10 protein-coding genes are annotated in these 11,972 nt (G+C 50.7%); 2 read left to right on the top strand and 8 right to left on the bottom strand.

Annotation, left to right across the window (positions count from 1 at the left end):
- Positions 1–43: 43 nt before the first annotated feature.
- Complete coding sequence (locus tag OCU43_RS07765; RefSeq protein ID WP_091353092.1) at positions 44–1,717, bottom strand: FecR family protein; 1,674 nt, start codon at positions 1,715–1,717, stop codon at positions 44–46.
- Between the two features lie 9 nt (positions 1,718–1,726).
- Positions 1,727–3,034, bottom strand: a complete 1,308-nt coding sequence (locus OCU43_RS07760) for a tetratricopeptide repeat protein (protein ID WP_245756479.1) — start codon at positions 3,032–3,034, stop codon at positions 1,727–1,729.
- Positions 3,035–3,308: 274 nt separating this feature from the next.
- On the opposite strand from OCU43_RS07760, the gene OCU43_RS07755 reads away from it, so the two are divergent.
- Positions 3,309–3,521, top strand: coding sequence for a DUF1289 domain-containing protein (locus tag OCU43_RS07755; protein WP_091353090.1), 213 nt, complete (start codon positions 3,309–3,311; stop codon positions 3,519–3,521).
- Here the strand turns inward: OCU43_RS07755 and OCU43_RS07750 are convergent.
- From OCU43_RS07750 to OCU43_RS07740, 3 genes are all read right to left on the bottom strand, one after another.
- A complete protein-coding gene (locus OCU43_RS07750; RefSeq protein ID WP_091353088.1) occupies positions 3,510–5,444 on the bottom strand; it encodes a RecQ family ATP-dependent DNA helicase in 1,935 nt (644 codons plus the stop codon). The genes OCU43_RS07755 and OCU43_RS07750 overlap by 12 nt on opposite strands.
- A gap of 315 nt (positions 5,445–5,759) precedes the next feature.
- The gene (locus OCU43_RS07745) at positions 5,760–7,112 is read right to left on the bottom strand and encodes an aminotransferase (RefSeq protein WP_091353086.1); all 1,353 of its coding nucleotides are present in this window, start codon (positions 7,110–7,112) and stop codon (positions 5,760–5,762) included.
- A gap of 23 nt (positions 7,113–7,135) precedes the next feature.
- The gene (locus tag OCU43_RS07740; RefSeq protein WP_091353083.1) at positions 7,136–8,602 is read right to left on the bottom strand and encodes an NAD-dependent succinate-semialdehyde dehydrogenase; all 1,467 of its coding nucleotides are present in this window, start codon (positions 8,600–8,602) and stop codon (positions 7,136–7,138) included.
- A 156-nt stretch (positions 8,603–8,758) separates the two neighbouring features.
- Here OCU43_RS07740 and OCU43_RS07735 point away from each other — a divergent pair, with 156 nt between their 5' ends.
- On the top strand, positions 8,759–9,679 hold the full coding sequence (locus OCU43_RS07735; RefSeq protein WP_091353081.1) for a LysR family transcriptional regulator: 921 nt from the start codon (positions 8,759–8,761) through the stop codon (positions 9,677–9,679).
- On the opposite strand, the gene OCU43_RS07730 is transcribed toward OCU43_RS07735, so the two are convergent.
- From OCU43_RS07730 to OCU43_RS07720, 3 genes are read right to left on the bottom strand one after another with little or no spacing between them, the layout of a single operon-like run.
- Positions 9,668–10,108 (bottom strand): universal stress protein, encoded by a 441-nt coding sequence (locus OCU43_RS07730; RefSeq protein WP_091353079.1) that lies wholly within the window; start codon positions 10,106–10,108, stop codon positions 9,668–9,670. The genes OCU43_RS07735 and OCU43_RS07730 overlap by 12 nt on opposite strands.
- 10 nt (positions 10,109–10,118) lie before the next feature.
- Positions 10,119–11,441 carry a TRAP transporter large permease gene (locus tag OCU43_RS07725; RefSeq protein ID WP_091353076.1) on the bottom strand — a complete coding sequence of 441 codons (1,323 nt, stop codon included), beginning with the start codon at positions 11,439–11,441 and terminating at the stop codon, positions 10,119–10,121.
- On the bottom strand, positions 11,431–11,970 hold the full coding sequence (locus OCU43_RS07720; RefSeq protein WP_091353073.1) for a TRAP transporter small permease subunit: 540 nt from the start codon (positions 11,968–11,970) through the stop codon (positions 11,431–11,433). The genes OCU43_RS07725 and OCU43_RS07720 overlap by 11 nt, the downstream gene beginning before the upstream one ends.
- Positions 11,971–11,972 lie beyond the last annotated feature (2 nt).

The following is an 11,972-nucleotide window of genomic DNA, read 5'->3' as shown; positions in this document are numbered from 1 at the left end:
GATACGTCAGAAAGGTTCAATGATCCGTTAAGGCAAGGGGGCGTTAAGGGGCTGGACCACTGCTATCCAGCAGCACCGTTCCAACCACCGTAATATCCTTATTTACAGGGCTGGACCCTGATGCACCATAAGAGGAAATCGCGCCATCGGCCCGGTTTCCAACCAGATCAAAGGTCATCTGCCCGTTCATCGCGGTATCGTTCCCTCCCACAGAACACTGACCGCCACTACAGCTACCGGCAAGCGTTAACTCCCCCCCCTGCAGAACATCATTCAGCGATGTTTTCACAGCAACGCCCTGTTTATCAACCGCCTCAGTCAGGTTAAAACTGCGAATACCGGTACCATCATTTACATCGGCTTTTATACTCACCTGTTCGATCTCAAGAGAATCCCAGTTCACCAGCACGTAGGTCCCCCCGTAAACACGTCCAGGGGCAACTGCACCGCTGCCATATCCAACCAGTGATCCGGTCGCGCCGGTTTCGATCTGTGGCGCAGTCAAACTGGTTGAGCCATTGGTAAAGGTATACAGATAAGACCCACTGCGCGCCGTTGTCAGCGCATCAAGCTGTGCCTGGGTCGTCAGGCTATCGCTATACATGTAGTGGAAACCACCCGCCAGAGTCTGAACGGTATTATTCTCTTTCAGCTCAAACCCTGCATTCCAGCGCCCCCAGGAGATCTCAGCCCCCCCCAGGGTTGCAGTACCGCTGCCGGAGACAAACCCGGTATCGTCACCACCGGTAAAAATACAGGGGGAACAGGCATGGGGCGTGGTATTCGGCTTATTGTCCTTGTAGCTGATACCCGTCACCAGACCGCCGGCACTGTTATCGATAGCGATACCAGAAGCGCTGCCCGCCACGACCGAGCCATTTCCGGACAGGTACCCTTTAGCCTTATCATCCCGGGTAAAGGCAACAGCAACCAGAGCGCCATCCGGTGCTCTGGTACCATTACCGGTGGGATCGGGCAGTTCCGGCTGACCGGAACGCCCATCATCGGAATAGTCCCCCTCAAGTTCGGGGTCCGTCGCCGGAATGGTACCCGCCAGCTTGCTGTCGTCCTCAGGCTCTTCGTTTTGCTCATCGGAAGTAAGTGCATCAGACTGGACTTTTTTGCGCAGGATATAATCCCCTGTCTGCCCGGTTGCACTGCCTTTTCTGACATTGCCATTACTCCCCCACCAGGCGCCCTCTCCGGCACTCACCAGAATAGTCTGATGATCGCTGGTAACCTGAATAGCCCCCTCAATGGTTTCACAATAGATCCCCTCACCGGTGTACTCAACACCGTAGTGGGTGCCACGAATGCCGATAGTGGCCACAGTTGTCTCCAGACGATAATTTTCTTTGTTCGGCTTGCCAATCTGCCCAGAAATCGTCCGCATCCCCCCTTTTAGCAACTGAAAGAGGGCTTTCCCCTCCTCCGGCTTCTTTTGTTCAAACTGATACTCCGCAATACGAAATTCAGTAGCAGCTTTCAGGGCCAGCCGGGAGTTATCGCTGAACCGTAGCTGTAGCCGCCCTCCTGGTCCGGTTTTTAATAAATCATTGGCATAAACTTCAGAATGCCGTTTCAACACCCTCTCACTGCCATCTGCAGCCACCGCAACATTCTCACCGAAACTCAATATCACACTGGCCACAGCTTCGGCGGCAGAAACCGCTCCCGAGCACAACATTAATATCAGACTAAACAGCATAGACTTCATAAATCTACCTCACCTGAAGCTATAGCGCAGACCCAGCATCCCCTGATGACGGTCATACTCATATAGCTCAATATTGGAATCCGCATGGTAAGAGCTTAAATCAGCCAATACGGTCCAGTTTTTCTCTACGGCCCATTCAAGATTGATATTCAGAATGGCGAAGTTATCCTTACGTCGGACTTGATATATCCAGTCATCACCTGCGTAGTGGCTGGACTGATAGGTCAATACAGGAGTCAGGGTAAGGTCATTGCCGGGTTCTAACTGAACACCAATATTGGATCCCCAGAAAACACGATCAACCTGTGAATCTGCCAGTACTCCAGCGGTATCCGGGGTTTCCTGGCCGACAAAACCACCGGCAAACCAAAGGGGGTTCCAGTTGCCCCGACCGGTAAACAGATAATTTCCGGCAAGATAATACTGAGTTGCATCCTTCCAGCTATCTTCAGCATATTCCAACAGATTTATCCCGCCATATAAGCGCAGCTGTGACTGATTGTCCGGTGAATGAGTCCAGCTGCCATTTATGCCCAACAGATCACGATAACGCTGACCATCACGACTGAAATGCTGCAGATCAACGCCCAGTCGATAACGGTTCTGATGTTCTATCCAGGTATGCCCGCCCGACACAGACAGGATAGTGTAGTCCTGTGCCATTTCGTCATCGTAGCGTGTGAAATCGCCTTTCAGGGTAAAATCCAGTTGCCGGTCAGCCGCATACTGATGCTCAACCGTTGTCCCCATTCGCAGTCGGTTAAACTGGTTTCCTCTGCCAAGTGCATCGCTGGTCAGCGTCACCAGACTGGCTTGCGACTCAGGGCCAGAATTAATATTACTATCATAGCCGCGCCAGATCTCAACGAAGCCCTTAACCTGAGTGGCGGGAAAGGATTGTTTCTTCTCAATCAGATCAAGATACTGCGCGATACGGATACGGACATTATCTGGCGGATCGAGTAACAGCACCTGTTCAAACAGCTGCTGCGCCTTATCAAACTGCTGTAACAGATAGTAGCCCCGCGCCAGTTCAAGCCGCACCAGCGGATTTTTCGGATCGGAAAAGGCAACCCGTTCCAGAGCAAAAACACCTTCGCTGACATTACCACTGTCGATGGCAGCAACACCATATTGAAAATCAAACTCCGGATCGCCTTCAAACCCCTGCAGATAGGTCATCGCAAGGTTGTACGCTTCGTTGAAGCGCCCCTCATCCAGCAACGCTTTAACCAGAGCGGCACCACTCTCGGAAGCATAGCTGTGAGTACAAAACAGTCCTGTTAACAGCGCGATCCCTGTCAGTTTAATCAACATTGACACTCCAGAATTTTTATCAATCTACTGCATAAACAGCCAAACATAGAGCTTAATTAAACAAAAAATCACTAGATATAGACTACATTACTACTATCGGTAAAGACTATTCAAACAAAACAGACCTGTTTAAGTGTGATTTTGAGTAGTGTTGCTCTATGTTAGACGTCTGATATTGTCTGCTGGTGCTCAGTCAACGGAGCGCTTATCGTCAGCGGCCATAAAAGACCTTATGCCAAGCCTGAATCCTTATTAACCTGGAAGATATCGAAAGATGAAAGCCTCTCCCCTCCATCTTTCTACAGCAAGTGCGTACAGGGTGGACTCCCCCTGTGTTCGCAACTGCTGCCTGGATAGCGATGATATCTGTATGGGGTGTTACCGAACCCTCAACGAAATACTGATCTGGCATAGCGCGACAGAGGACGAAAAACAAAAAATTTTAGCGTTATGCGCTGCCAGACGACAAAACCGTTTAAACCGATAACTGCTCTACTTTCTTTCGAATGTCGGCATATCTCAGACGCTCACAACTCGCGAATCCACTTAGTTGCCGCACTTTGTTGCGGGTAAATAACGGCACACTGATTCCGGCCAGAAAGCGGCACTGGGTATCCAGGGTTACCGTACCCGAAAGATGCTGACACAAACCAGTCAGATCCGCGATCAATTGCTGATCCGATGGCCAGCGGGGCGATTCGGAATACTCAAGCACAGCAGGATGACCTCGACAAACGGAGCAGTGACCGCAGTTTTCAGCGCTCTGGTGATCATCAAAATAGAGCGCCAGATTGCGACTAAGACAGCTGTCCAGTTCGAAGAACCTCACCAGCGCTGCAATTCGGGCAATCTCTTTTCGCTCTTTATCAATAAAGTAATCATACAGCTGTTGCCCTAAAGCGGGATCAGCGAGTGCCTGGGGATTCACCTCATACACCTCAGTGACTTTTTTGGTTTCCAACTCGATCAATCGCTGATCCTGCAGATAGTCGAGAGCGGCAACCACCCGCTGACGATCACAGTTATAAGCGTTAAACAGAGCTTCGAACTCCAGAGTCCCCCAGACCCGTTTGAATTGGGTATGCGCCAGCACTGCCGTCAGAAACGCTTTTCGTTCACCGTTAAACCGTTCAAGTATCGACGTTTGTGGTTGCAACAGTTTGTATCTGAAATCGGCAAAATATGCATATAAAGGCTGCAACACGCCCAGTAACTCCAGTTGTACCAACAATGTTTTCAGGGGTAGCTGGCGGATATTACTGGCCGTGGATAACGCATTCAGCTGTAACTCCCACTGTCCTCCCTGAGACTCATGGCGGATATTATCAACAACATACCCGATGCCACTCAATTCCGGGGTATCCCCATAAACAAAGTTTTCTACGGTATTCAGGCCATCCAGATTAGCCAGAGTGATACAGGCAGATGGCAACCCATCCCGGCCTGCCCGGCCAATCTCCTGACTATAGTTTTCAATCGACTTGGGCAGATCATAGTGTATAACGAAGCGAATATTGCTTTTATCGATCCCCATGCCAAAAGCGATCGTGGCGATAATCACACCGATACGCCCTGCCATAAAGTCAGCCTGTATTTGTTGCCGTTTCTGATCTTCAAAACCAGCATGATAAGCTGATGCACTCACCCCCTGCTGCACCAGATAGCGGGCAACCTCTTCTGCTGTGTGCTGTAGAGTCACATAGACAATTCCCGCACCCTGCTGCTGACCAATCAGTTCAGCCAGGCGCGGACACTTTTCCGCTGAGGTGACCGGCAATACAGAAAGATCCAGATTAGACCGGTAAAAGCCGGTCTGCACGATATGTGCCTCGGTAATATCAAATTTCCGCGCCATATCCAGCTTCACCTTGCGGGTCGCGGTAGCGGTTAATAGCAGTACCAGCGGAATATTCAGCGCCTGGCGATAGGTTGGCAACTTCAGATAATCAGGACGGAAATTATGTCCCCACTCAGAGATACAATGCGCCTCATCAACCACCAGCATCGACACCGGCACTGACTGAATAAACTGTCGGAAACGTTCATTCTTAAAGCGCTCAACCGAGACCATCAGAATTTTGGTGATGCCGTTACGAACATCGCTCATCACCTGACGGTTTTGCTCCGGCGTCAGAGTCGAATCTATACTGGCGGCCGGGATCCCCTTACTGGCCAGAAAGGTCAGTTGATCTTTCATCAGTGCCAGCAGGGGCGAGACCACCAGCGTCAGATGGGGTAACTGAGTCGCGGTTAGCTGATAGCAAAGCGATTTACCGGAGCCTGTGGGAAAGATCGCCAGAGAGGAGTGTCCCTGCAGTAACTGACTCACCGTTTGTTCCTGACCCGGGCGAAACTGCTCAAAGCCAAAAATTGTTTTTAGGGGGGTATAGATAGCGGTGTCGGTGTCCATGCTCTGTCCTTAATATAAAACTGAAATTCAATCCCTGAATACAGTAAGGCAGTATAGCGGTATCGTTGGGGCACAACATCAGAATATTAACGGGGCAATAAAGTTTTCACCATGAAGGGAGCCCTCAGCATACTCTTTTTTAATAAAAACAGGGGGCATACGCCCCCAAAAAAGAGATCCGTCAGGACCAGTGCTTTACTCAAGAAGCAACCCGATACTCCGAAAAGCATAGATGTTGCAATAGAACTGTGGAGGGTCACCGGGCTGGCCAGTTCCACACCAGCCCGATCATGCAAGCAAGAAACTATATCGGCATCAGGCAGCAATCAGGCCTTCGCGGGTAACAAAGTCCAGTGTTTCATCCAGCGCTTTACCCAGTTTTTCAACCATCTCATCGATCTGCGCTTCAGAAACGATCAGCGGCGGACAGAAAGCCAGCGAGTTGCCCGCCACTGCGCGGGTGATCATGCCGTGGTTCTGACAGGCCTGCATGGCAAAATAGCCAACAGCGCCGCCTTCAAAGCCAGCACCGGTTTTCTTGTCGGATACCATCTCAACGGCACCGATCATACCCGCGCCACGAACTTCGCCTACCAGAGGATGATCTCTGAATTCGCCCAGACGTTTCTGCATATACTCACCCACCTTAGCCGCATGACCAAAGATATTATCGCGCTCGTAAATTTCCAGCGTTTTCAGTGAAACAGCAGCCGCAACCGGGTGACCTGAGTAAGTATAACCATGACCGAAAACCCCAACCTGGCTACTTGGCTCAATCATCGCTTCATACATATCACCACGAATCACAGAGGCACTGATCGGCATATAGGCGGATGACAGCTGCTTCGCCAGCGTCATCAGTGCTGGTTTTTCAATACCCACAGTAGTACAACCAAAATCATTACCGGTACGACCAAAACCGGTGATCACTTCATCCGCCCAGAAGAGGATGTCATACTTATTCAGCACCGCCTGTACTTTTTCGTAGTAACCCGCTGGCGGCACGATAACACCACTGGCACCAGTAATCGGCTCAGCGATAAAAGCGGCGATAGTATCGGCCCCCTCTTTCAGGATCAGTTGCTCCAGATTATTAACAATGCGATCAACAAACTGCGCTTCAGATTCACCCGGCAGCGCACCACGGAAGTAGTGCGGGGCATCAGTACGCAACACACCCAGTGCATCAAACGGCAGGCTGAAGTGAGTATGATTCGGTGGCAATCCGGTGAGGGACGCTGCAGCAACAGTGACACCATGGTATGAGCGTTCACGGGCGATAATTTTGAATTTTTCCGGCTTACCAATTGCGTTGAAGTAATAACGCAGCATCTTCACATGACTGTCATTGGCATCACTTCCGGAGTTGCCGAAAAACACCTTAGCGTTTTCAACCGGCACCATCGCCGTTAATTTATCGGCCAGATCCATACCCACCTGGTGAGTCTTTCCACCAAACATGTGGGAATAAGACAGCTTACCCATCTGCTCGGCAGCCGTGTCGATCAGCTCACGGTTGTTATAACCCAGCGAGGTGCACCACAATCCTGCAAGGCCTTCCAGATACTGGTTACCTTCATTATCGTAAACATAGGCACCATCGCCCCGCTCAATCGTCAGGGTTTCTGTCGCTTTAAAGTTAGTTGTTGGATAGATCATATTACTCATAACGCTTCTCCACGGCTCTCAGCTTAACGCTGTAGTGCACCAAAACAGATATACTTTGTTTCCAGGTAGTCATCCAGACCATATTTAGAGCCCTCGCGGCCCTGACCCGACTCTTTAACACCACCAAAGGGAATCACTTCCGAGCTGATCGCAGTTTCATTCACACCGACCATGCCATATTCAAGCGCTTCTGATACGCGCCAGCTGCGCCCCATACTCTCGGTATAGAGATAGGCTGCCAGGCCAAACTCGGTATCGTTTGCCATGCGCACAGCATCGTCTTCCGTTTTAAATTTAAATACCGGGGCAACCGGACCGAAAATCTCTTCACGGAACACCCGCATTGAATCGTTCACATTAGTCAGTACAGTTGGCTGGTAGAAACACGCGCCCTGCTCACCCGGTTGACCACCAATTACCACCGTGGCCCCCTCGGCCACCGCATTCTGCACCTTGGCATCGATCTCTTTCGCCGCTTTCTCGGTGATTACCGGGCCATGAGTGGTGCTGGCATCAAAACCATTACCAATACGAAACTCACCGACCGCCGCTGCGAATTTTTCAACAAAGGCATCGTAGATCCCTTCCTGAACCAGCAAACGGTTGGCACAGATGCAGGTCTGTCCGGAGTTGCGGTATTTAGCGGTCAACGCACCGGCAACCGCCAGATCCAGATCGGCATCATCAAAAATAACCACCGGGGCATTACCACCCAGCTCCATAGAGGTACGCTTAACGGTATTCGCACACTGCTGCATCAGCAGTTTGCCCACCGGAGTCGAACCGGTGAAGGTAACCTTTTTAACTGTCGGGTTAGAGGTCATCTCGCCGCCAATCGATGGCGCATCGCTTCCAGGAACAACATTAAATAAACCGGCTGGCAGCCCGGCACGATTGGCCAGTTCTACCAGTGCCAGCGCTGACAACGGCGTCTCTGCGGCTGGCTTCAACACAATGGCACAGCCCACCGCTAACGCAGGGCCAGCTTTGCGGGTAATCATCGCGTTAGGAAAATTCCAGGGCGTTATAGCAGCAACAACTCCGACAGGCTGCTTCACGACCACACCGCGACGATCCGTTTGCGGCGTCGGGATAATATCGCCGTAGACCCGTTTTCCCTCTTCAGCAAACCATTTGATAAAGGAGGCACCATAGGCCACTTCACCCCGGGACTCCGCCAGGGTTTTACCCTGCTCGGCGGTCATAATCACAGCCAGATCTTCGGTATTCTCAATAATCAGTTGATGCCACTTTTCCAGAATTTCACTGCGACTCTTCGCAGGCAGTGCTTTCCACTCCGTCATCGCCCGTTCAGCCGCCGCGATAGCCCGACGGGTTTCAGCTGCACCGACACTGGCAACATCAGCCAGATGCTGACCCGTAGCAGGATCGGTCACAGCGAAGGTTTCACCACTGTCACTATCCATCCAAAGACCATCAATAAACGCCTGAGTTTTCAGTAGCGATGGATCCTGAAGTTGTATTGTCATTATTTATCTCCTGCCTGAGGTTGGTAGATTCAACCGCAATATAGAGCTATTTATAGATCGCCAAATCTTTTGCTTATATAATTACTTACAAATATTTACTTTTATATATTCAATTGTAAACAGTACGCTCTCAACATTACTTTCGAGGTATACCCGATGGGACGCAGAAAAGCCGCCCTCTCCGGCCAGTTAGCAGATATGGATCTTCGCCTGCTAAAAGTGTTTAAATCTGTGGTTGAATGTGGTGGATTTACTCCGGCAGAGATCCACCTCAACCTTGCCAACTCAACTATTTCCAACTACATCGCCGATCTGGAAAAACGACTGGATATGCGTTTGTGTGAACGCGGCCGTGCCGGATTTTCCCTCACTGAGCAGGGTCAAACGGTGTATAACGCCACCCTGGAACTGCTCAGCGCACTCGATCAGTTCAAAAACACCATAAACCAGAGTCACAACCGCATTCTGGGCAGCCTGCACCTGGGGTTTGCCGAGCATATGCTGGGAGCGCACAATTCCTCTATCCTGCAAGCCCTCAGCCGCTTTTCGGTTAAAGCCCCGGAAGTCAGAATACAGATCAGTACCATGAGCTCCGATGATGTCATCACTGCTTTGCTCAACAATCAGGTCGATATCGGCATCACTGTTACCAGTCAGCCCTACCCTGAACTCTCAGAAATAAAACTGTTCGAAGAGGAGATGCTGCTCTACTGTGCCCAGGATCACCCTCTGTTTAATCAAGAGGAGATAACAGCCGCCGAACTACGCCACTACCGCTTTGTCGAATCTCCCAGACTGATGCCAGGCCGGGAGATCCATCCGGATATGATGCTCTGGAATAAGCAGGCCATCGCTCACCATCAGGAAGCCAGGGCCACGCTGATTCTCAGTGGCCACTATCTGGGGTTCCTGCCCCGCCACCTGGTCAGCAACTGGAGACTGGAAAAAGCGCTTCGCCCCCTGTTCGCAGAACAATACGGTTATCGCAACACTTTCAAAGCTCTGTGGCGTAACCGGCAACACAACAGACTCATCATTCAGTTATTCAGTGAGTGCCTGACTGAATCAGCTATCTGATTCATCGCAACGCACGATAAACACCGAACAAGGGGCGTGACGCACGACCCGCTCGGCATTTGAACCGATGAAGTAACTGCTGATACCTGGCTTACGGGCCATCATCATAATGACATCCGAGCCCAGTTGCTCTGCTGTTTCCAGGATCTGATCATGGGCGGTACCATCCCGGTAGATGGTATTCACCGTCGTATTGGCCGGCAGATCCCCTAACAGCTCTTCCATCTCTTTGAGAGCCTCCTTACGGTGGCCCTCATGCAGAGCGCGGTCAAACTGAGGATCGCCCGCTCTGTGAACAAAACTCTGATCAACATACAACAGATTGACCTGCGCAGGTTTGCCTGCCGCTAATGCCGTTGCAATCCGAGCCAGATCCACTACCTGCTCTTTATGGGACAGATCCAGCGGGATAAGAATATTGCTGTACATAGTTAACTCCTTAGCCCATCACTAAATTCGGCAACCAGAGTACGATCTGCGGGAACACCATGCAGAGAATCAGTACTGTCAGGTTAAGCATGATAAACGGGGTCACAGATTTATAGATCTCTGACATACCGATACCAGCGGGAGCGATCCCTTTCAGGTAGAAGAGCGCAAATCCGTAAGGTGGTGTCTGCACGGCAATCAGAATATTCAGGATCATCAGCACACCAAACCAGATCGGGTCATAACCCAGCGAAACGGCAATCGGTGTAAACAGCGGTGCGCACATCAGTACGATAATGAACTCATCGATAATGAAACCCAGCATCAGCATAATCAGCTGGAACATTATGATGATCATAATGGGGGGCAGATCCAGTTTACCGGTGAAATCAGCCACCATGCTCTGCACCCCCATCAGCAGATGGAAGTTACTGAATACCGATGCACCAAAGATGATCCACATCGCAACACTAACCAGAGTGGCAGTCTGAAAGCCCGACTGGAGGAACATATCGACTTTGAAACGCTTAAACACAATCGCCAGAATAATCGCGCCAACCACACCGATAGCCCCGGACTCTGTAGGCGTGGCAATACCGGTGATAATACTGCCCAGTACCGCAACGATCAGCAGCATGGAGAACAGACCATCACGGGCAATTCTGAATTTCTCTTTGCCCTCCAGTTTTACAATATCCTTATTATCCATATCCCGCGGAGCACGCTCCGGGAACAACCAGCAACTGATCGCGACATAGAGAACCATCATCACAACTGTCAGCAGTGCCGGCATCATCGCCCCGAGGAACATCCGGCCAACGGAGTTCTGAGTTGAGGCGGCAAACATAATCATCGGAATGCTCGGCGGAATCAGGATACCCAGACCTCCACCAGCCATGATAACCCCCAGCGCCAGGCGTTTGTTATAGCCCCGTTCCAGCATTGGCCGCAGTGCAATACTACCTGAGGTCATAATGCCCGCGCCGATAATACCCACCATCGCCCCGATCATAGAGCAGACGCCGATAACACTGATGGCGAGGGAACCACGTACCCGGCCAATCAGCATCTGGCTGAAATTGAACATCGCATCACCGATGCCCGATTTAGTCAGCAGCTGCCCCATATAGATATACAAAGGAATCGCCAGCAGAATAAAACTGAAGTAAGTTGACTCAAGCGTGGTGGGAATCACGTTAAAAATGCCATCGCCCCAGGTCATATACCCCACGGCCATAGCGATGCCACCCAGTGCCAGCCCCACCTGGGCACCAAGCGCAAAAAACACCAGAATACATAGCAGAAGAACTACGGTTAACAGCTCAATTTCCATCACTGTTCTCCTCAATAAGTGCATGACCTGTCAGCAAAAAATACATCTCAGCCAACATATCTCTGACCAGTTGCGCAATAAACAGGCCGCAGGCAATCATCATCATGATCCAGAAATGGAACATCGGCGGTGCCCACTCACTCTGGCGACGATAATCAAACTCGATCGCCTCTTCATACTTGCCAAGACTCATCATCACGATGATCACCAGAAAGAAGATAGCCAGTGAGAAAGAGATCAGATTGAATACACAACGGGTGCGGTGTGAAACCTTGAGATAAAGGATATCGACATTAATATGTGCACGCTTCTGCTGCGCATAGGCGCCCCCTAAAGCGGCAAGATAACCAAACATAAACAGTGACAGATCAAACGCCCAGATGGTCGGTTTACCCAGAATGTATCGGGAGAACACTTCAAATGCGACCACCAGTGCCAGTACCGGCATAATGAATGCTGCGGTTCGGCCAGCCTGTCGCACCACCCAATCGATAGAAACACAGATATTTGTCAGTATTTTTTTTAGCATAG

The organism is Amphritea atlantica (assembly GCF_024347255.1).
Taxonomy (GTDB): domain Bacteria; phylum Pseudomonadota; class Gammaproteobacteria; order Pseudomonadales; family Balneatricaceae; genus Amphritea; species Amphritea atlantica.
This window is presented reverse-complemented; position numbering and strand designations above follow the sequence as displayed.